Source organism: Magnetofaba australis IT-1, assembly GCF_002109495.1.
GTDB classification, from domain to species: Bacteria; Pseudomonadota; Magnetococcia; order Magnetococcales; family Magnetococcaceae; genus Magnetofaba; species Magnetofaba australis.
The window spans coordinates 13,232-33,281 of the sequence record NZ_LVJN01000017.1; the positions used below are offsets into that span (position 1 = coordinate 13,232).

The 20,050-nt window shown below is 59.8% G+C and carries 18 protein-coding genes and 2 pseudogenes; 3 read left to right on the top strand and 17 right to left on the bottom strand.

Going from position 1 to position 20,050, the window contains the following annotated elements; all coding sequences use genetic code 11:
• Positions 1-18: 18 nt before the first annotated feature.
• The 5 genes and pseudogenes from MAIT1_RS06155 to MAIT1_RS06175 form a co-directional block, all read right to left on the bottom strand.
• Positions 19-906, bottom strand: a pseudogene (locus MAIT1_RS06155) (IS3 family transposase); the annotation flags it as partial.
• Between the two features lie 219 nt (positions 907-1,125).
• Positions 1,126-2,715, bottom strand: a complete 1,590-nt coding sequence (gene tnpC, locus MAIT1_RS06160) for an IS66 family transposase (RefSeq protein ID WP_085440024.1) — start codon at positions 2,713-2,715, stop codon at positions 1,126-1,128.
• Between the two features lie 33 nt (positions 2,716-2,748).
• A complete protein-coding gene (tnpB, locus tag MAIT1_RS06165) occupies positions 2,749-3,108 on the bottom strand; it encodes an IS66 family insertion sequence element accessory protein TnpB (protein ID WP_085440025.1) in 360 nt (119 codons plus the stop codon).
• Positions 3,105-3,437, bottom strand: coding sequence for an IS66 family insertion sequence element accessory protein TnpA (gene tnpA, locus MAIT1_RS06170; protein ID WP_085441426.1), 333 nt, complete (start codon positions 3,435-3,437; stop codon positions 3,105-3,107). Before tnpA ends, tnpB begins: the two co-directional genes overlap by 4 nt.
• Before the next feature lie 69 nt (positions 3,438-3,506).
• Positions 3,507-3,794, bottom strand: coding sequence for a transposase (locus tag MAIT1_RS06175; protein WP_085441427.1), 288 nt, complete (start codon positions 3,792-3,794; stop codon positions 3,507-3,509).
• 36 nt (positions 3,795-3,830) lie between these two features.
• On the opposite strand from MAIT1_RS06175, the gene istA reads away from it, so the two are divergent.
• Together istA and istB are read left to right on the top strand one after the other, a co-directional pair.
• Complete coding sequence (gene istA, locus MAIT1_RS06180) at positions 3,831-5,234, top strand: IS21 family transposase (protein WP_085441428.1); 1,404 nt, start codon at positions 3,831-3,833, stop codon at positions 5,232-5,234.
• Entirely contained in the window at positions 5,231-6,031 is an 801-nt protein-coding gene (gene istB / locus MAIT1_RS06185) for an IS21-like element helper ATPase IstB (protein ID WP_085441429.1), read from the top strand. Before istA ends, istB begins: the two co-directional genes overlap by 4 nt.
• A 308-nt stretch (positions 6,032-6,339) precedes the next feature.
• Here the strand turns inward: istB and MAIT1_RS06190 are convergent, their stop codons facing one another.
• Complete coding sequence (locus MAIT1_RS06190; protein ID WP_085441430.1) at positions 6,340-9,036, bottom strand: ATP-binding protein; 2,697 nt, start codon at positions 9,034-9,036, stop codon at positions 6,340-6,342.
• A 285-nt stretch (positions 9,037-9,321) separates the two neighbouring features.
• Between MAIT1_RS06190 and MAIT1_RS06195 the strand changes: the two are divergent.
• Positions 9,322-9,567 (top strand): annotated as a pseudogene (locus tag MAIT1_RS06195) (IS256 family transposase); the annotation flags it as partial.
• A gap of 222 nt (positions 9,568-9,789) precedes the next feature.
• Here the strand turns inward: MAIT1_RS06195 and MAIT1_RS06200 are convergent.
• From MAIT1_RS06200 to MAIT1_RS06250, 11 genes are all read right to left on the bottom strand, one after another.
• On the bottom strand, positions 9,790-10,572 hold the full coding sequence (locus MAIT1_RS06200) for a peptidase G2 autoproteolytic cleavage domain-containing protein (protein WP_085441432.1): 783 nt from the start codon (positions 10,570-10,572) through the stop codon (positions 9,790-9,792).
• A gap of 15 nt (positions 10,573-10,587) precedes the next feature.
• Positions 10,588-11,541 (bottom strand): hypothetical protein, encoded by a 954-nt coding sequence (locus tag MAIT1_RS06205; RefSeq protein WP_085441433.1) that lies wholly within the window; start codon positions 11,539-11,541, stop codon positions 10,588-10,590.
• A 3-nt stretch (positions 11,542-11,544) separates the two neighbouring features.
• Entirely contained in the window at positions 11,545-12,381 is an 837-nt protein-coding gene (locus MAIT1_RS06210) for a hypothetical protein (protein ID WP_143814686.1), read from the bottom strand.
• Positions 12,378-13,853: a phage tail protein gene (locus MAIT1_RS06215; RefSeq protein ID WP_085441435.1), complete on the bottom strand. Its 1,476-nt coding sequence runs from the start codon at positions 13,851-13,853 to the stop codon at positions 12,378-12,380. Before MAIT1_RS06215 ends, MAIT1_RS06210 begins: the two co-directional genes overlap by 4 nt.
• A 2-nt stretch (positions 13,854-13,855) precedes the next feature.
• On the bottom strand, positions 13,856-14,077 hold the full coding sequence (locus MAIT1_RS06220) for a hypothetical protein (protein ID WP_085441436.1): 222 nt from the start codon (positions 14,075-14,077) through the stop codon (positions 13,856-13,858).
• A 43-nt stretch (positions 14,078-14,120) separates the two neighbouring features.
• Complete coding sequence (locus tag MAIT1_RS06225) at positions 14,121-15,185, bottom strand: hypothetical protein (RefSeq protein WP_158089338.1); 1,065 nt, start codon at positions 15,183-15,185, stop codon at positions 14,121-14,123.
• Complete coding sequence (locus MAIT1_RS06230) at positions 15,077-15,601, bottom strand: hypothetical protein (RefSeq protein ID WP_143814688.1); 525 nt, start codon at positions 15,599-15,601, stop codon at positions 15,077-15,079. The genes MAIT1_RS06225 and MAIT1_RS06230 overlap by 109 nt, the downstream gene beginning before the upstream one ends.
• A 40-nt stretch (positions 15,602-15,641) precedes the next feature.
• Entirely contained in the window at positions 15,642-18,146 is a 2,505-nt protein-coding gene (locus MAIT1_RS06235) for a hypothetical protein (RefSeq protein WP_143814689.1), read from the bottom strand.
• 93 nt (positions 18,147-18,239) lie between these two features.
• Positions 18,240-18,440 carry a DUF7697 family protein gene (locus tag MAIT1_RS06240; protein ID WP_085440113.1) on the bottom strand — a complete coding sequence of 67 codons (201 nt, stop codon included), beginning with the start codon at positions 18,438-18,440 and terminating at the stop codon, positions 18,240-18,242.
• Between the two features lie 56 nt (positions 18,441-18,496).
• Complete coding sequence (locus tag MAIT1_RS06245; RefSeq protein WP_085440114.1) at positions 18,497-18,970, bottom strand: hypothetical protein; 474 nt, start codon at positions 18,968-18,970, stop codon at positions 18,497-18,499.
• Positions 18,967-19,914 (bottom strand): phage tail tube protein, encoded by a 948-nt coding sequence (locus MAIT1_RS06250; protein WP_085440115.1) that lies wholly within the window; start codon positions 19,912-19,914, stop codon positions 18,967-18,969. Before MAIT1_RS06250 ends, MAIT1_RS06245 begins: the two co-directional genes overlap by 4 nt.
• Between the last annotated feature and the right edge of the window lie 136 nt (positions 19,915-20,050).

Genomic DNA, 20,050 nt, shown 5'->3' on the forward strand with positions numbered 1-20,050 from the left:
ACTCCCGTACCATCGATTTCAGGCTGTTTTCATAAACTGCTGGGCAAATACGGCTGGCGACAAATACCCCAGCCGGGAGTGACGGCGCTGCCGGTTGTAGAAAATCTCGATGTACTCCTGGATCGCCGCCTTCGCCTCCTCACGCGTGGTGAATTTCTGATGGTGGACCAACTCATTCTTCAGGCTGCCCCAGAAGCTCTCCATTGGGGCGTTATCGTAACAATTGCCCTTACGAGACATTGAGGCCTGCATTCCAAACTGCTTCAAAATCGCTTGGTAATTGTGGGCGCAATACTGGCTGCCACGATCTGAATGGTGGATCAGTCCTGGAGGCGGCCGTTTCTGCTGAACAGCGCGAAACAAAGCCGCTCCCGTAAGCGCCTGAGTCATCCGCTCTCCCATGGCGTATCCAACAATCTCACAGGAAAAAACATCTTTTACGCCAGCTAGATAGAGCCATCCTTCCAAGGTCGCAACATACGTGATGTCGGTCACCCAGATCTGGTTGGGCGCTATTGGTGTAAACTCCTGACCAAGCAGATTTTCTGCTACAGGCAAAGTGTGATTGGAATCCGTGGTCGCCTTGAACTTGCGCTTTTGTCTGCAACGTAAGCCCAACTCCTGGCGTAAGCGCACGATACGATCCCGCCCTGCATCAAACCCTTCGTCAGCCAACTCTTTCTGAAGCCTGCGAGCGCCATAGGTCTCACGGGTGCGCTTATGCGCAGCCTGGATGGCGACTTTCAGGCGCTCATCCTCAATATCTCTGGCCGATGGCGGCCTGTTGAGCCAATCGTAATAACCGCTTCTGGAGACGCTAAATACTCGGCTCATCGTCTCAACTGAATAGCGGGCTCGCCACGCCTTCATGAACGCGTATTTTGCAGCGTGTCCTTGGCAAAGTACGGTAAGCGCCACGTAAACCGCAGGGTTCCCCTGTCTGGAATGATCCGTCACGCTATGCCTTCCAGGATGCATAACGGAGGAAGCCATGGCGACAGAGTTGACGGAGCGGCAGCGGTATTGGCTTGAGCACGTTCGCGCCAGCGAGCGGACGGGCGGAACGTTGAAGGCGTATGCCGACGCTCAAGGGTTGGATGTTCAGTAAGCGTCCAGTAAACCGCGTCAGAGGGTAGGCTTGGCCTTCGGGGTCATGTCGGGATTGAGGCTCCAGGGCAGCAGCGCCTCGAAATCCGCTACGGTCTGCGCCGCCGGTATCTTCTCGAACAGATGCCGCAGATAGGTGAATGGCTCCAGGCCGTTGGCCTTGGCGGTCTCGATCAGGCCGTAGAGATTGGCCGACGCCTTCACGCCACGCACCGTGTTGGAGAAAAGCCAGTTCTTGCGGCCCAGGGTAAAGGGACGAATGGCGTTCTCGCACAGATTGTTGTCGATCTCCAAACGCCCATCCTCGATGTAGCGGATCAGACGCGGCCACTGCTCGGACAGATAGCCCAACGCCTTGCCCAGCGCCATGGATGGAACCGCCTCGGGCAACCATTTGTCTAGCCACTCTCTTAACTTGGCCAGTATCGGCGGAGCCTCGCTTTGGCGCGCCGCATAGCGCTCCTCGGGCGGCTTGTCCCGAACCCGCTTCTCAATGGCGTAGAGCTTGCCGATCAGCTTGATGGCGTAATCGGCCTTGGCGCTTTTCTTCCCGCCCGCCGCCTTGGCCGCATCGCTGAACAGCCGCCGCGCATGCGCCCAACACCCCACATGTTCAATGCCTGCCACCTTGCCCATCGCCAAGTAGCCGCTATAGCCATCGGTCTGCAACCAACCCTTATAATCGGCCAAGAGTTCCTTCGGCACGCGGCCTTGGCGCGTGGCGTCGTAGTCGAACAGAATCACCGCGCCGCCAGGCGGGCCGCCGCGCTGAACCCACATGTACGACTTGCTGCTGGCGGGCTTACCGTCCTCGCGCAGCACCTGCACCGGGGTCTCATCCATCTGGATCACGCCCCCTTCGAGCATCCGATCGCGCAACAGATTGATTAGCGGCTGCACCAGCTGACCACAGCGAATCATCCAGTTGGCCAACGTGCTGCGGGGTAGATCAATCCCCGATCTTGCCAGAATCGTATGCTGCCGATACAGCGGCAGCGCATCGGCATACTTGGAGACTGCTACAAACGCCAACATCGATGCCGTGGCCAGCGCCTTGGGGATCGGCTGCGGCGGCATGTTTGCGCGCACCACGCCGCTGTGGCAGTGGGGGCAGCCATATTTCAAGCGGACATGCCGAATCACCGTCACCTGCGCCGGAATGATCTCCAACTGCTCGCTGACATCCCGTCCGATCTCCACCAGGGCATGACCATCCACGCCGCAGGTTTTCTGCTCGGCGGGCAGATCATGGATGATCTCGCGGCGCGGCAGATGGGCGGGCAACGGCTTGCGACCGCCTTTGCTGCGCTCATGTCCCGCAACGGCGACCGTCTCATCGGCGCCATCTTCATCCGCGATATCGGCGTCCGGCGCGGCTTGCGCCTCAATTTCCGCTTCATCGAACAGGCTGGGATGGTCGCTGAATTTCTCGCTGCGGCGGCCAAAGCGCCACGCCTTGAGAAGATTCACCTGCTCCTGAAGGGAGTCGGCGCGCTGCTGGAGAGAGCCGACCTGCTGCTGAAGAGAGTCGCGCTCTTTAAGCAGGACAGCGAGCATTTCACGCAGCTCTTCGGGGCTTTCAGGCAGATCGTTTAGCAGCTTATCCATGCCCGATATTATACCGCAAGCGCTCCTACAACTCTATGAAACACAGGTATATTCCAGCGTTTTATGTGGCGTTATCCGGGTGATGTCGTAGCCGTCCAGAAGCCAGTTGAGTTGCTGGCCGCTGATGCGTCCAACGACGCCATCGGTGCGGCGCAACCAGTGAAATCTCTCCTGTTCCAGACGCTTTTGCCACAGACAGAAGCCATTGCGCTCCCAATAGAGAATCTTCACGCCGGTGCGCCGTCGGTTGGTGAATACGAAGAGGCGTGATGACAGCGGATCGAGACCCAACTCCGCCTCCACCAGCGCCGCCAGCCCGGCGATCCCTTTGCGAAAATCCACCGGTTCTCGACACAGATAGACATCCGGCAGATCGTTGGCCGGGCGCATCATGATAACGACCACACCGCTTGCAACAGCTGTCGCCAGCCCGGCGCAGAGTCGGGTTCCAGCAGATCCAGCGTCACGCCATTGGGCAATTCCATTCGACAACGGCGCTCCGGCAGGGCGTCGGGCTCCACCGACAAACGCGCAAATCGTGACTCCGCCTCGAACGCTGCATCCAAAAGCCCTTTGCGCCTCAGCTCGCTTTTCTGGTTGTAAAACTCCTGAACATCCAACCCTTGAGCGTCGGCATACGCCTTCAACGTTCCGCCCGTCCGCTCGCTGGCGCGAACGTGCTCAAGCCAATACCGCTGCCGCTCCGTCAACTCTGTCGCCATGGCTTCCTCCGTTATGCATCCTGGAAGGCATAGCGTGACGGATCATTCCAGACAGGGGAACCCTGCGGTTTACGTGGCGCTTACAAAGTACGCGGTGGCCTTTTTTATCACGTCTCGCTCTTCTCGAACTTGCTTCAACTCTTTGCGCAGTCGTGTGATTTCCGCTTCAAGCTCGGAAATTGACCTGCCGCCCGGCATCTTCTGACCTTGCTCCCTGGCGGCGCTTGTCCAGTTCGCCAGCGTGCTCTTGGGGATCGCAAGCCGTTCGGCCGCCAACTCCAGGGTGAGCCCTTGCTCCAAAACCAGTTTGACCGCTTCACTGCGAAATTCCGGTGTGTAGCTCTGAGTCTTTTTCATTATGAACGCTCCCTTTGGGCATCATACCAAACAGGAGTGTCCAGAATCTCCAGGCTACCTCACCCCGAGCCGCCAGGCTACCAGCGGAGCAAGCCGGTCCGATTGCCCAAACTGGGGCCGTTCACCGGGTTCATAGATCAGATCCTCAAGAGCGATCTGGAGAAGATCAAGAAGGAGCGCCACACTGCCAAGCGGATATATGAGCGACTGCGCGATGAGCATGGCTACGATGGGAAATATGGTGCGGTCAAAGAGTATGTGCGCGGCAAGCGTTTGCATCTGAAAGAGAAGTTCGTTCCCCTCAGCCATGCGCCCGGACACGCCCAAGTGGACTTTGGCCAAACGCACGGCGTGATTGGCGGCGTAGAGCGCAAGATCCACTTTTTCTGTATGAGTCTGCCCTACAGCGACGACAGCTTCGTTATGGGCTTCCCCGCGGAAACCACGGAAGCGTTTTGTGAGGGGCACAACGCCGCCTGTGATCACTTCGGCGGCGTTCCCCAAAGCATTCTGTACGACAACACCAGCATCGCCGTGGTCAAAGTCTACCGGGATGGTCGCCGGGATCTGACCGAAGAGATGATCCGCTTGCAATCCCATTACCTGTTCGATAGCCGCTTTGGCCGCCCGGCGCGAGGTAACGACAAAGGCAAGGTCGAGGGACTGGTCGGCTATGCCCGGCGCAACTTCATGGTTCCGGCTCCCCGCTTTGAATCCTTTGACGCGCTCAACGCTCATCTGCGCCAGAAATGCCTGGAGCGACGCCAGCAGACATTGCGAGGCTGTCAGCAGAGTATCGGAGAACGATTTTCCACGGACCAGGCGGCGTTCCTGCCGCTACCCCCAGTTCCCTATGACGCCTGTGAGAAGGTGAGCGCCAAAGCCACGTCCCAGGCGCTGGTGCGCTATCGAACCAATGACTATTCGGTTCCGGTGCGTTATGGCTTTCACGATGTGCAGGTGCGGGGCTACATCCACGAAGTGGTGATCGCCTGCGGTTCCGAGGTGATTGCCCGGCATCCACGCTCCTATGCGCGTGAGGACGCCATCTATGACCCGCTGCACTATCTGGCGCTGCTGGAGGAGAAACCCAGAGCGCTGGATCAGGCGGCCCCGTTGCAAGGATGGAAATTGCCAGAGGCGTTCGCCACCCTACGCCGTCTGATGGAGTCCCGCCTGGGTAAAAAGGGCAAGCGGGAATATATCCAGGTTTTGCGCCTATTGGAGGCGTTCTCCTTTGAACAGGTCCATTTTGCCGTGCAACAGGCGTTGATGTTGGGCGCTATTGGCTTTGAGGCGGTCAAACATCTCCTGGTGCGACACATTGAACAACGACCGCCCCGTTTGGATCTGTCCCGACACCCCTTTTTGCCCGAAGTGCATGTGGCGCGCACATCCGCCAGGGACTACGCCTCGTTGACGTCAGGAGAGCAGCCATGAATGACTCTCCCCAGATCCTGCTGGCGCACCACCTCAAAGCGCTCAAATTGCCCACCTTTCACCGGGAGTATGAAAAAGTCGCCAAGCTGTGCGCCGCTGAAGGCGTTGATCATAGCCGATATCTGCTGCGACTGAGCGAGCTGGAGTTGATCGAGCGGGAGCGGCGCATGGTGGAGCGGCGTATCAAACAAGCCCGATTTCCCACCATCAAGAGCCTGGACTCCTTTGATTTCCTGGCCATTCCCTCATTGAACAAGGTGCTGGTAATGGAGTTGGCGCGCTGCGAATACATTCAGCGGCGGTCCAATATCATCGCCTTGGGAAACAGCGGGACCGGCAAAACCCATATCGCGTTAGGCTTGGGGCTGGCCGCCTGCCAACAGGGTTTGGCCGTTGGCTTCACCACCGCCGCTTCCCTGGTCCATCAGTTGATGGAGGCGCGCGACGAAAAGCGACTGCAGCGTTTTCAGAGCCAACTGAGCAAATACAAGCTGTTGATCATCGACGAATTGGGCTTCGTCCCGCTCTCCAAAACGGGCGCCGAACTGCTCTTTGAGGTGATCAGCCAGCGCTATGAACAGGGGTCGGTGATGGTGACCAGTAACCTGCCCTTCGAGGAGTGGACGGAGATCTTCGGTTCTGAGCGTCTCACCGGCGCCCTGCTGGATCGGCTTACCCATCATGTCCATATTCTGGAGATGAACGGCGAGAGCTATCGACTGAATCAAAGCAAACGGCAAAAGCGCGCTGCAGAAACAAAAAGCTCCGCCTCAAAGAGCAAAGCCGATCCTTCCTGAAACTGGGCGATCTTGCCCACATGAAGCTCCGGGAGAGGCGGACGCTCCGCTATCCCTGTGGAAAACGAAAACACGTTTCCCACAGGTCTGCCGCCTCTCCCTCATTCTGAATCTCAAGTGTGTTGAAAAGATGTTTTTGTTTGTTTTTTAAAGACAAAGGAAAACGGCAAACCCCGTTGTGCGCTACGCGCCCAACCAATGCCCAAGTGATGCATTATTGCGGCGCCATGGGGCTGCATTTTTCGGGCGCCATTGACATCATGGAGACCACAGCGTGACGGATCGCCCCAGACAGGGGAACCATGTGGTTACTCGACGCTTACATTTTTGTTCACCGGAAACAACTCCAGAAAGCCCAGCAGGGTTTTCTTTTTGATCGGCTTACTCAAGTGTCCGTCACACCCGGCTTGCATGCTGCGCTCGTGGGCCTCCGCCAACACATGGGCGGAGAGTGCATAGATTAAGGTGGGGGTGCGCCCCTCCTCCCGCTCCCAGGCCCGAATGGCTCGTGTGGCCGCATAGCCATCCATCTCCGGCATCTGCACATCCATGAGCACTAGGTCGAACGGCTCTCTTTTAAACGCCTCCACCGCTTGCATCCCGTTGCGGGCAAAGGTGATGCGGTGAGGGCTCTTCTTTAAATAGGCTTTCAGCAGGGTGATATTGTCCTCCGAATCCTCCGCTACCAGTAGCGTCAGCGGGGTGGGCGCGTGGGACTCTTGCCCAACAAGCTGGGATGCCATCTCCGTGGGGTGGGGGGATTTAGTATCCATCAATGGCAGGTCGAAGTAGAACCGGCTACCCTGACCCTCTTCACTCTCTACGCCAATTCGTCCTTCCATATGCTCCAGAATCGCCTTGCAGATGGCCAGCCCTAGCCCCGTGCCACCAAAACGGCGTGTCACACTGGAGTCAGCCTGGATGAAGGAGGAGAAGATGAGTGCCTGCTTCTCCGGGGGGATACCGATGCCGGTGTCGGTGACGGCGAACCGGTACACGCCTTCTCCAACCGGCTCCACGGACAGCGTTACCGAGCCCTGGTCGGTAAACTTCATGGCGTTGCTCACCAGGTTGATCAGCACCTGCTTCAGCCGCACCCGGTCGCTCAAGGTCCACTCGGGCACCCCCCGTTCTGTATGCGCTTGCAGGGTCAGTCCGTTCTTCTTTGCCTGTAGGGAAAAAATACTCACCACATCCCCCAGCAGCTCGGGTACCTTGACCGGCTCGCTAGCGATGTCCATCTTCCCAGCCTCAATACGGGAGAGATCCAGAATATCGTTGATGATGGTGAGCAGCGCCTCACCGGCACTCTGCACCACCTTCAGGTAGTGGCGTTTCTGCTTGTTGCCCTCCTCCTCTAGTAGCAGCTCACCCATACCCAAGATCACATTCATCGGGGTGCGGATCTCGTGGCTCATGTTGGCCAAAAAGTCGCTCTTGGCCTGGTTGGCCCTCTCCGCCGCCTCCTTGGCGATGACCAGATCCCGCTCCGCGCGCGCGTGATCGGTGATGTCCCGCTGGCTCTCCACAATACCCACCATCTGCCCGTGCCGGTCGTGCATGGGGGCGGCGGTCAGCTCGATCAACCGCTCCTCCCCTTCGGGATTGTAATGGATGTGAACTACCTTGGTGGTGCGGCCGGATTCCAACACACGAATGAGTGGGCAGGGGTGGTGGTCGCCATTGCACGGTGTGTTCTGGTGATGGGAGTGCACATAACAGAACAGATCGTCCCCCTCGGCAGTGGTGTGCTGGGCGGCATGGTTCATCAGCTGCACTCGGTAATCCGCGCCGATCACCATAATCGGATCCTGCACCGCATTGATCACGGTTTTCAGGAACAGCTGCTGGTACTCCCGCTCCGCCACCTCTTCACTCAACTCCTGGGTACGCTGGTCAATCTCCCCCTGCAACCGGCTGGAGATCAAGCGGATCGCCCACCAGATCAGCAGCTCCAGGGTGATCAGCCCCACCAGGGCAATAATCAGGTTGTTGCGAATCGCTGCCCGGTAGGCCTGCACCCCTTCATCCACATTGGTCCACAGCATAATGGCCCCCACCGACTGGTTGGTTTTGTCCCGCTCGGCCACATAATCCAGCAGGGGAAAGTGGGTCACCGAGTAGTTGTGGCCATCGTGCTCCACCCAGTGGGTGTGTTCTTCGCTGAAGCGCCCCCCTTCCAGGAAAGGCATGGTGGCTTGCAGAACCGATCTCACCGGGCGGGAGGTGGCCTCCACTTTGCAATTACAACCGTTTTGGGTGAACTTAAACTGCCGTGATACGAACTCCTTCCACATGGTATTGTTCACATGTTTGACCTTCAGCAGGGCGCTCACGCCACTCCCCAACTGCCGGTCCATGATGGCGAACATACTGTCGAAGGAACTCCCTACCTCCAGGGTTCCCACGTGGATGCGCTTGTTGCTGTCCGGGTCGAAGGCATACATGGGAACCACCCCCCGTAGCCCGGAGTAGATGCGCCCGGTCTCAAACCCTTTTAGTGCACTCTGATCGCGGTAGCTGTCTTCAATGATAAAACGGAGCCCGTCCATGCGGTCGCCGAACTTGTCCGGTTGATGCACCCGCAGAAAACTCAGGGAGGCCGGTCCTAGATGGAAGTGGAGCTGCCGCACATCGTACTGATTGGCCATCTGTTTCCAGCGAGATTCTACCGTCTGGAGCAGAATTTGGCGAATGCGGGCGGCTTCCTTCCCACCGGGCCCGCCGCCTTCCGCCTCCACAGCCCGCTTACCGGCCAGGAACAGCTGCTGAATTTTTGGGTCCAGGCTGATGAAGGTGGCCATCTGCTGCATGTTGCCCAGGGTGGAGTCCAGCAGCAGATAAAACGCTGCCTTCTGTTCCCGGCCCCGCTTGGTGAAGGACTCCAATAGAGCGTCGTTGGCTGCTGAGTAGTTGGCCACCACAAACACCAAATCGGACACCAGCAGAGCCAGACTCACATAGAGGAATACTCGGGTGCGACTGCTTTCGTTTCTACTAAACATAGCACCCCGCCTGTGCGCTCCGAGCTATGCTCGAAAGTGGTGTAAGGAGGTGATTTGAGAAGGTGGCGTATCCTGGGTTGTGTCTCAAAAGTGGTGGAAATTCACTCAGAGGCGAAGCCCCACTCTCAGTTATTTGATCACGCAGCCTGATCCATGTCCAGCGTGATGGGCTGTTCATGGAGGAGCTATGATCGAAAGTTGTGTATGAGCGAGATGAGATCAGGTGGCGTATCCTGGTGGAGCTTTGCCGAGCATCCACCAGAATCCACAAGGGAAGGATACGCCATGAAGAAGGATAGCGTTGTTGCTCTACGTGCGCCAGCACAAGCGCCGAACGACCCGCTTACGGAAGTGATACGCCAAGGGGCGCGTCAATTGATTCATCAAGCGGTTGAGGCGGAGGTGGCGGCGCTGCTGGCGCAATACGGCACAGAAGTCGACGAAGCAGGGCGTCAGCAGATTGTGCGCAATGGCTATTTGCCGGAACGCAGCGTACAGACCGGTGTGGGAGCGATATCGGTTCGCGTGCCCTGTGCCTCTCGCAAATGTCGTCAACATTGAAAATGCTACCATTTTCTATTCAGAGAGGATAGCCTCTTTGCCAACGTATACAGGGCATGGAGCCCCTTTGAGAGAACGATCTTTGACAATTGCATGGGGCCCAAAACCGAGAGGCGTCGCTCTCCAGCGGATTGAGCCGTCATGCTGCTCTCTGCTGGATTGAGCACGCCTCCCGGCGCGGGTTATTGGACCTTACCGCACCAGCCACAACTCCACGCCCTCCCCGGCATCGCGAAGCTTCAGCCAACGTGGATTGACCGGTGACCCAGCGCACAGGTGGATCTGCCCCAGAAAGCCGATAACATCCCACTCGGGGCGGTACTGACGCCCCATATAGGCGCGACTGGGATCATAGGCGGGATTCTGCACATTGCGCATGAGGGGCTGGCCATCGCTGTTGCGCGTGCGGCGCACTGCGTAGAGCCGCTCGCTCATATTGACGGCGTTGCCGGTCTCCGGGTCGGTTGTCGTGGGCTTGGGATCATCCTGATCAATGATCAGATCCGGGATGAATACACTCTCGGGGATGCGGTCTTCATGGTAGAAGACACGTTCTCCATTCTCGTCCTGCCAGGACAGTTGGACGCAAGGCTCAGTGAGGGTGCGTCCGTAGGCGTCACGAAGATCCTTCTCCGCCCATTCGTCCTCGAAGGTGTTGCCCACCAGAATGGCGGTGCCAGACATGACGCCGAAGATCTCGTTGGGGTCGTCATCATGGGTGGCGATGCGCACTTTGCCATTGGGCTGGCCATCGGCGTCCTTGGCGAGCACTACGGGCAGGCCGATGCGGTCCTCGTTGTCAGGGTTGCCATCATCCCACTCCATGAGTTCGCCGAAGTCCGCCGTGTTGGCGTTGATGGAGCCCTTGGCGTAGACGTTGCCACCGGATTCAATGCGAAACAGGTTGCCGTTGTTGTCGTCTTTGACTCCGAAGGCGCGGCAGCCGCCGTTGGGACGTCCGGTTTCGATCTGCACCAGGGCGTGTCCGTTCTACTCTCCGTAGGTGCCGTGTGAGCCGGAGTGGAAGCGAAATCCTTCTGTGCTGCCGCCGTTGGCGGCGTGGAACTCCCAGTTGGGACTCGTCCACATGTCGAAGACTTCAATTCGGCTCGAATCCCGCTTGCTGCCAATGACGCCACGCCACCAAGTCGCCCCTGCCCAGCGCACGCAGCGGATGAACAGACCATGTGTCGAGCCTTCTCCGCCATACCAGGAGCCGTAGGGAGCATCGTCCGGTCCATCACCCAGTGTCAGCGTCGGGCAGTATCCTGGATCATCCGTATGGCCTCCGTTGGGGTTATTGTGGATTGTCGCACCTCCGGCGGAGATTCCCTTGCCCGCAGTGGGCACGGTAATGCCGCCATCCTCAACAGACAGATTCGCTCCGTGAAGAATGGTGGTCGTGCGGTTGAGATCCAGGAGCTGCTGATCCTGATCATTGCTAAATGACAGCGTTGCACTGTAGCCCTTGTAGGCGGAGCACTGAATCCCACCTGTGAAGCCCTGCAAACCAGTGGAGGGCTCGGAACCATCGGTCTTGAGAAACCCCATCTCCGGCAACTGTCGCTCATCGGTGATGATGCCATAGAGGATCTGCTCCAGATCAGCCGGAATCACCTCATCGCTAACGGTGACGGTGGTCAGTCCGCTGCCGCCATCAAAACTGGCGCTGACCACATGGCTCCAGACATTGCCACCGGAGGAGACCGCATTGATGGCCCGTCCTACGGTGTAGGTAGCGGTGACATCCCCCGCCACGGTGAACTGAGTGGTGGAAATATACGCCACAGCGGCGGTTTCGGCGTAGATCGCCCCGATAGCGGCATCGATATTGGCCTTGTGGCTGCCATCGGTGTTGTGCCCCACCAGCATGGCGCGGAATCCGCCCTCGATCTCATTGGCGTATGCGTCATCGGTGATGTTGCTGGGAATCTGATTGCTCATGACTTAGCCCTCGGTGAAGGTCAATTTGGCGCGGGCGCGCTGGGGATGCACAATGGCGATCTGAGGGGAGTCAGAGATCCGCCCCAGAATGGTGTGGTCGATCTCCTCGCCGGTGCTCTGGCCGGGAAACAAGGAGATCAGCATCTGGTTACGCTTGCCCTGACTGGTGAGCATCTCCACCAGACGGCGCGCGTCGGCGTCTCGGCTCATCCAGCGCAGTTCCAGGGAGAGACGCCGAGTGGGCGCTCCGCGCGACACCGCCGCCAGCGTGCCACCTGCGGTTTGGGTCAGCTCCGTGGGGTCATTGACCTGGAGCGTCACGCCAAATGCGGGTCCGCGACTGGGCTGCCAGTGGAGCCCAGACAGAATGCGGTAGGCCTGGAGATAGCCATCCGGGTTGGCGGCGTCGGAGAGCGTGATACGCAGGGATTGAATGGCGTGGCTGTCATCAAGCCACAGCACCGAGAAAGCGGAATCCCGATCAGAGAAGATGGTCGCGCGCCATGTATCGACGCGCCAAGTGAGCGCGCGAAACCCCTTCACCACCGTCATGGGGATCACGCTGGAGTCGTAGACGCTGGTGGTCCAGGCGGCATCGGAGAAAAGCTCCACGCGCCACCGCGCCGCAGATTTGCGCATGTTGTGGCCAAACAAGCCGATGCAGCTGATGCGCTGTGGCGCCGACCAAGTAGCTGTGATGACATGGTCCGCCGTATCTACCGTGCGCATCATTCGCTGACGGCGCAGATCCTGGAGATGCGTGACCGGTTGCTCCGCCAGTGGCGTCGGCGCACAGGTCAGCGTGGCTAAGTCGGCGAGATTCTCGGGTACGATTCTCATGATGTGACCAGCGTAATGTCGATGTGGTTGTCAGAGGGCGTTTCACGCAGGGCGGTGACGATGCCGCTGCGACCGTTTTCCCAGCTGGGGATGTGGGGATGAGTGATGCGCACGACATCGCCCAGATCAGCGGCCAATGCTCCGGCTTGGGTGCGAAATGTCCACTTGTGGCGCGCGGATTGGTTCTGAGTCAGGCGGCGAGACGCTTCGGTTGACGCATCCGCCTCGTCGGCCAACAGCGCCGGAATCTGATCGGGATCAGAAGCCAATGACCATTGCGTTTGAATGGCGGCATCAGAGGCAGAGGCGGTGCTATACTCCTGGGAGAAAGCAGCACGGGCCTCGGCAGACACCGACCCCGCCAAGCCATCGGCGTCCTGAACCGTCCAGTGACGATGGTAGCCCAGCCGGATTCGCCATGGGGGCGCATCCAGGGGCTCATGACGCGGGATCTCGGCATGCAGGTCATCCGGGCCCAGGTCCAGCACGGGATCGCCCGGCGTTGAAAGATCCGGCATGCGACCCACGGTAAACTTGCCCAAGCGCGTAAAGCCCCACCATGCGCCGACGCTGGCAGCCACTTCCTGGATGGCATCGACCAGATTGCGACGCTGCCGAATGTAGAGCCCGAGGGGCTGCGGGCAGAGCGTGTTGAGAGCAGCGAAGGCGTCGGCATCCAAGTCTCCGGATGTCAGAGCCTCGCGCGTCACCAACGCTTCAATGATGTCGGCAGCGGTCTGTGTAGTTGATACAGCGTCAACAGTGATCTGCCCCGCTGGTTCAGAGACCAGCGTGACCGTTCCATTGGCCAAATCGACGCTGTAATCCGTACCCGTCGTCAGCAAAACGCCGTTGTCGCGCACCGCATCCACCGACTGCATCGCGCCATCGTGGAGTTGATAAACGCGCGTAGCGGCATCGATGAGCACCGGGCTGGCGTTGTAAACCCTGCCGTAAAGGAGAGGTTTTGGATTGTCCGTTTCTGGGCCACTGGTGAGTAGATTGGACTGTACGGGGCGATCCAGCGTTGCCCCGTGGTCATGGACCTCCAAACGCAGCGCCGCACCCGCGTAACTTAGTCGCCCGCCCACGCCAGTGAGCACAGTGCGGAAATCGGCAAGCGGCCACGCTGGGTCGCCCAACCGTAGCGATACCGGATGCCCAGTAAAGATGGCCTCGGTGAGCCAGACGTCCATCAGCCCCTCAGGGTTGGCGAACACGATGTCACCCCAGGCGCGAGATGCCTGACCGGAGAGGCCGTTCAATTGGCGGCTGATGGTGACTGGCTCAATGATAAGCCCGTCATAGGTACTGTGCGCAGGCGAGTCGCTGGCATGGCTGATGTAGCCCATGCGCGACAGGCGCAGGGTATCGATAGTCCCGTTGCGATAAGCCTGGGCTTCGAGCAATAGCTCCCGCGCCGCAGCCGGATTCGCCAGCCACGCTTGATAGTCGGAATCTGAGATGGTCATGGCTATGAAAGCTGTGACGCGCGCAGTTGGGCGAGAGATGCGGTTGTGGCGGATGCCGCCTGCTCTTTACCGGCAGCGATGAGCTGCTGGGTTTGGCGTTCCACCGTTTGAGTGAGAAACGCCACATCCGCGCGCAACTCGGAGACTTCGTTGCGGAGGGCGTCGGCTTCGGCGGCAGGGTTGGTTTGATTGCTTGGAAGCAGCCCCGACAGATCCTGCCGCACCGAGTCAAAGATACTCTTGTAACCCGCACCGCTGGCGTATTGATCACGGGCCTCGGTGACGGTAGCCCTGCGCCAAGCTGGGGAGTTGGCTGATGGCGTCAATGTCGCGATTGTAGGCGCGCTGCACCACGCCATTGTATGCGGTCCGGGCCAGATCCAATTGCTCGGCTTGCGTCAGGGTAGAGAGATTCCCCGTTTCCAGCCCCAACAGCGTGTTGTTGATTCCCTGTAGGGCGCTCTGCATTCTCACGCTCACGCCATTGGCGGTTGCCACAGCCTGCTCGGCGTACTGCTCCTCAATGGCCTGCTTTTTGGTCAGGTAGAGTTCCGTCAGCTCCAGGGTCTGTTGTTGGTGCTGTTCAGCAAGAGATTGCTGCTCCGCATACCACTGCTCCAACTCCTCCATCGCCAAGGCCCTGGGATCGGTCATCCCCAACAGCTCACGCCGGATCGACTCCGACCACTGCAACGCCTGCCGCTGCTGAGCGCCCAGGAAATCAAGTAGATCTTCATCCAACACGGGAGCGATCTGCTCATACTCCTCCCGAATGGCCTGTTGTCTGGCGCGATAGAGCGCCGTCAGGTCCCCGGTCTGTTGTTGATACTGCTCCGCCTGGGCCAACTGCTCGACATACCAGTCGTCCAACTCCTCAAACGCCAGCGCCATGGGGTCCATCACCCCAAGTAGCTCCCGGCGGATTCCTTCCGCCCACTGCAACGCCGCGCGCTCTGCTGCGGTGACATCCTCCGAGGCCACTTCCGGGATGATGCGATACTGCTCTCGGAGCGCCTCCAGTTGCGCAGTGTGCAGATCCGCCAACGCCTGCGCGCCCATTCCCACCGCCTCAGCCGCTTTAATCTGTCCGGCCTGCTGCTCCTGAAGCTGTTTGAGCGCGAAGCCATAAGGATCGGTCAGTTGTAGCAGTTTGTCCTCGATCTCGCCCCGCCACTGGCTGCGCATCTGCTCCTTTGCATGCGCTTCCGCGGCGTCTACTTCCTCTAGGGCGATATTGTAGAGATCGGCGTTGGCCGCCATCTGGTCAAACTGAGTGGAGAGCGCCTGTACTGCGGCTTCGGCTTGGTCATTGCCTGGGTGGGCTCCGCCCATACGCCCTCTAAAACCGCGAGCATCTGATCTCGTCCGGCGGACCACTCGGTGAGAATGCGCTCCATCTCCGTGTAGTCGCTGGCGTTGTTCAGGGCGTGCTTGAGCGCGGGGGCCGCGCCTTGAATTGTTCCGTTGGCCAGGTTGCCGCCGAACAGCCCCAACATCGCCTGGCCAAAGTTCTCCGCCGTCCAACCGAAACCGGTGGCGCTGTCGGAGTAACCCTTCTCAGCGTGCCATCCCACATGTCCCAGTTCGTGAACCGTGTAATCTTCGCCCAGGGTAAACCCGCCCTGGGTGATCAATCCCCGCAGCCCCTCACTCATGGCGATGACGGCATCTACCGGCGTATCGGCATTACGGGTGCTGGTCAGGTTACCGATGTTGACATGGTTGCTCCCAGCCCAGGGATGCTCCATGCCATTGAAGAATACTGTTATGGCAGGCGGTGAGGGTTCGTCATCGCCAAACAGGTCTCCGATGAAACTCCCGGCCAGAGTTCCCAGCACCACTCCCCGACGGGACCGCCCGCCACTCCCCAGGATCGGTCCCCATGGAGGAGCCGATGCCGTATCCCGCAGCGGAGCCCAATGCGCCGCCGATGCCTGCCTCCTGAGAACCAAACACCATGGAACCCACGCCATAGCCCAATCCAGCCGCGCCCAGATAGCCCATGGCGGTGCCAGCTCCCAACATACTGGAACCCGGCGTTACCGCCGTGCCCACCTGGGTGGCGGGAAGCTCAAAGCCCAGACCAGATTGAATCGCAGCCAACTCCGAGCCCGTCACCGTCATGCCCATGGAGGGGACATAGAACTGAGGCGTCAGCGAGGCCATGCCGAGGTTGGATGCGCCGAAAGCGTTGATGGCGCCGCCAATACCGCTGGTCTGCAAACCAAAGCTGCCGCCAAAGGCGGAGAACAGGTCGCTGCCCGTGGAGGCGATATTGAACAGACTGCCCGCGCCGCCACCGCTGAGCCCCGTGATGCTGGGAGCAGACAACCCCATGGACTGCGCCACGCCGCCCAGCCCGACCGACCCCATCACTGAACCGATGACTGGCCGAATCACCATGGCCGCCGCAATCTCCGCCGCGGCGCGGATGAAGATGCGCTTCATCGCATCCGCCACATCGTCGGCGCTGCGCAGGCTGCCATCAAACGCTGACTCAAAGGCGTCGGTCAAAACGTTCTGAATGCCCTCTGCGGCGCGCTCAAAGGGGGCGTTAAGGCTCTTCTCGTAGGCTTCGAGGGCCTTCTTGTGTTCGTCTGCTGCCTTCTTGGCGGCCTTGGCGGCTTTCTCCTCCGCCTCAGTCATCTCCTCAGTGGTGCGCGTCGCTTGCTCCTTGGCGCGGATGAGCCGCTCCAGTTCGCGCGCCTGCTCTGAGCCGAGTTGAATGCCGGTTTCCGAGAGTGTGTTGCTCAGTTCCTTCTGGATGGCCGCTTCGCGCTCAGCCTCAGCAAGGCGTCGGGTCAACTCCTCCAGGGGGATCTTGCCGTCGATTACTTGCTGATGAAGGGCGATCTCACTCTTGAGTTCAGCGAGATACTCGCGCTCAACAGCCACCAGCTTTGCGCGCTCCAGGCGATAACGCTCATATTGACTCTCCATTGCCTGGTCGATGCGCGCCCTTTCTGCATCGGTGAGCGCCTTGTCGCGCAGATCACGCAGTTTGAGCAGCGCCTCGGTGTGGCTCTCCTCCAGAAGTTGTCGTTTGGACAGGCCGGCGGAGCGGAGTTTCTCCAGATCATCCTGTAACGCGCTCTCAATGCGCGCCAACTCCCGCGCGGCGGCTTTGGCCGCTTCAGGATCGGGCAGATTGTCAGCGGGGGGCGCGCCAGCGGGTTTGTTCGAACCACTCTGCGCGCGCATCATGGCCAGCTTCGCTGACCATTGGGCCAGGATGCGCTCCTTCTCCGCCAGCTTGGCTTTCATCCCTTCCAGCGCGCCATCGCTCATGCGGTCCCGGCCAGTGAACAGATCCCGGTGAGTCTCATTGACCTGGATGATCTTCTGCAGCGCCTCCACCTCCTCTCGGTACTCCCGCACCGTGGCGGCAACCGCGCGCAGACTCAGGTTCTCGAAGTTGGTGTCACCGGTGACGATGGCTTTGAATTTCTCATACGCCACCCCCCCATCGCTGGCCAGATCCGCCAGCCAGGTTGAGGCATCCGAAATAGCCGGAGCCAGATCTAACAGAGCCCGGGAGAGGTTAGCATCGAGAACCTTGGCCAGGGTATCCAGCTCATTGCGCGCTTCCTCGGCGTTGCGGATCAGCTCCTCCTCCAGCACGATGCCCAGATCCCGCGCGCGCTGCATGGTCTCGCGCATGGCCTCAGAGCCGTTCTGCAGCATCTGCAGCAGCTTTACGCCTTGAGAGTCGAACAGCTTAAACGCCAAACGCACGCGGTCGGATTGGTTTTCGACACCTTTGAGCGCATCGGCGGCGTCGAGGAGAAGGTCCTCGGTATCACGGACATTGCCACCGGCATCCCTGGCCGAGATGCCCAACTCACGGAGCGCGGCTTTGGCTTCACCGGTCCCTTGGGCAGCCTCAGCGGTACGCCGAGTGAATCGCTGTAGCGCCATTTCGAGAGTTTGCTGGGAGACTCCCGCTGAGTCGGCGGCGTAGCGCAGCGCCTGGAGCGACTCCACGCCCACGCCAATCCGGTCTGCGGTTTTGCCGATGGCGTCGGCGGCGGTGATAGCGCGATTGGCCAGAGCGGTGAGCCCCCCGGCGGCGGTGAGTCCGGCGATAATGCCGGTGAGGCGAGAGATATTGGTTTGCAGGGAAGTGGCGCGGCTGGTGAGGGATTCCAGACCACGGGAGGCGTCGTTGCTGGAGGCGCGGATGCGCTGAAAAGAGCGCTCGCCGCTGGCGCCGATGTCGGCCAGTTCGGCTTTGACCTTACCGCCCTGCTCAACGGACAGGCGGATGCTGTAGCTGTGCTGGGTGCGGGTCATGGCTTTCACTTGACATTAGAGAATCATAATATTTATATTTACTGCTGCGAGGTCATTTGAGGAATCATCTCCTTGGGCCACCAATATCAGTATTCATTGGGCGGCCTCTTTTTTGTTGCTGCGCATGACCTCAAGCATCCCTATCTCCGCCCAGGGCAGCAACTCCGCCGCCGTAGCCCTTTCCATCCCCATGGCATCCGCCATCTGCAGCGCCACGCTCATATCGAGCCCAAGAACTTGTCCCGATGGCGCAACACGGAGCTGACTCTGACACGCCAGGACAACCTCAAACACCTGCTGCTCCTCGATGCTGCGCGGCGCATGCTCCCGGCTGGGACAAAGTTTACCGTTCAGTCCGGGCTGGCCTCGGGCGCAGAGCTCGCCGCGATCAACACACTCTCGGCAGTACCCTGGCCCTCCGCCGGGCTGGAAATGCCAGCGGCAGAGGGCGCGGATCCGTTTTTTGCGGCGTTGAGCATCACTTGGTGGAAGGTGAACAGCTGATAGAACCGCTCGCCCATGGGATAGCGGTCCATCAGCGCCATGACATTCTGGCGATTGAGCGGCGCTTCACCGCCATTGTCATTACCGACGCCGCTCCACGCGGTGATGTGATTGGTCGCCAGTTCTTGGATCAGATAGGCGTGGAATAGCCCCTCGCGCTGCTCGCCTTCCTCGGCTTCGGGATACTCCCGCTCCAAACGTCGGCGTGCGGCGGTCTGACACAGCGACATGGCGGCGGTGGTGAGGGGTTTGACCGTCACCGTCACGCCGTAGGGCAGGTCCAAATCAAACGGCTCTTTGGGCTGAGAAAGGCTAATCACAGGTACACGCTCCCATCTTCGTCGTTGGTGAGGGTCACGGTGAGCATGCGCCCCGCCGTGGCGTTCTTGGCCCCCTGAAAGTCAAAGCTCGCCTGCACCCCGCCGGGACCATCCACGGTGAGCTTGGGTTTGGGCAGATAGACCTCGTGGCAGTCGAACACCACGCTGTTGTCGGCGTCGATGGTGTAGGCGAACTGTAGATCCACCGGCGTACCGTTGGATGCCAGATCAACAAGCGTGGTGTCAGCAAAGCGCACATCGATCTTGCCGGTGAGCGCGGCGATGGTGGGATCGGCGCCATCGATGAGTCCGTCATTGCGGATGGTCTCGATCTTCTCCAGATTGTTGGAGTAGGTCAGCGAACCCGCCGTGAGATTGGCGATGAGCGTGCCGCTGCGTTTGATGCTGCCCTGAAACTGGCTGATGCGATTGAAGGTGAGCGTAGTAGGCGTGCCGCCTTGGGATGTCCCGTTGCGGGTTTCGCCCTGGGCGATGACGCCCAACGTGGCCGCCGCCGCGCCGGAGCGCTGAAACTCCAGGGCCAGGGTGTTGGCCTTTACGCCTTGGTGCATGAAGAAGGAGGACGCCTGGGAGAGCCCCACCTCCACGCTGTAGCTGGGGATGGATGCGCCTCCTGAGTGGAACTCATGACTGTAGGGCCCCACTCCGGTCGTCACTGGATTGCCCAGCAGCGCCGTCAGCCACAGGCCGAGATAGCGCACATCCATGGGCACGACGATGTCGCCTTCGTCGTTGATGACATCCTGGAGCGGCGACAGGGGGTCGCGTCCCTGACCCAGCACTGGATCGACAATCAGCCCCTGCTCGCTACTCAGGGTGCAGCGGTTGAAGGGCATCTGGATGTAGTCGCCCGTGGGGATGGAGCCGTAGCTGCCCTCCCGTTTAAGCAATAGGGTAGCGTTCGAGCCATAGCTGCGGGCCATGTCGAATCCTCTCGTCTATCGGGTTGTTATTCAGGAAATTGGAGAAGATGTCTCGTAGTCGAGGGTCAGTTCGATGATGCCGCCCAGGAGAGGCGCGGCTCCCTCTTCGTGTTCCAACTGGATGGCCGGGCGGCCA

What these genes read in the sequence shown, in the direction of transcription:
- MAIT1_RS06175 (WP_085441427.1), bottom strand. Translation starts at nt 3,794, where the DNA reads ATGAAAAAGACTCAGAGCTACACACCGGAATTTCGCAGTGAAGCGGTC.
- MAIT1_RS06250 (WP_085440115.1), bottom strand. Translation starts at nt 19,914, where the DNA reads ATGGCCCGCAGCTATGGCTCGAACGCTACCCTATTGCTTAAACGGGAG.
- tnpC (WP_085440024.1), bottom strand. Translation starts at nt 2,715, where the DNA reads ATGGATAAGCTGCTAAACGATCTGCCTGAAAGCCCCGAAGAGCTGCGT.
- MAIT1_RS06215 (WP_085441435.1), bottom strand. Translation starts at nt 13,853, where the DNA reads ATGACCATCTCAGATTCCGACTATCAAGCGTGGCTGGCGAATCCGGCT.
- MAIT1_RS06190 (WP_085441430.1), bottom strand. Translation starts at nt 9,036, where the DNA reads ATGTTTAGTAGAAACGAAAGCAGTCGCACCCGAGTATTCCTCTATGTG.
- MAIT1_RS06225 (WP_158089338.1), bottom strand. Translation starts at nt 15,185, where the DNA reads ATGGGCGGAGCCCACCCAGGCAATGACCAAGCCGAAGCCGCAGTACAG.
- MAIT1_RS06210 (WP_143814686.1), bottom strand. Translation starts at nt 12,381, where the DNA reads ATGAGAATCGTACCCGAGAATCTCGCCGACTTAGCCACGCTGACCTGT.
- MAIT1_RS06230 (WP_143814688.1), bottom strand. Translation starts at nt 15,601, where the DNA reads ATGGAGCATCCCTGGGCTGGGAGCAACCATGTCAACATCGGTAACCTG.
- tnpB (WP_085440025.1), bottom strand. Translation starts at nt 3,108, where the DNA reads ATGATGCGCCCGGCCAACGATCTGCCGGATGTCTATCTGTGTCGAGAA.
- MAIT1_RS06235 (WP_143814689.1), bottom strand. Translation starts at nt 18,146, where the DNA reads ATGACCCGCACCCAGCACAGCTACAGCATCCGCCTGTCCGTTGAGCAG.
- tnpA (WP_085441426.1), bottom strand. Translation starts at nt 3,437, where the DNA reads ATGGCGACAGAGTTGACGGAGCGGCAGCGGTATTGGCTTGAGCACGTT.
- MAIT1_RS06205 (WP_085441433.1), bottom strand. Translation starts at nt 11,541, where the DNA reads ATGAGCAATCAGATTCCCAGCAACATCACCGATGACGCATACGCCAAT.
- istB (WP_085441429.1), top strand. Translation starts at nt 5,231, where the DNA reads ATGAATGACTCTCCCCAGATCCTGCTGGCGCACCACCTCAAAGCGCTC.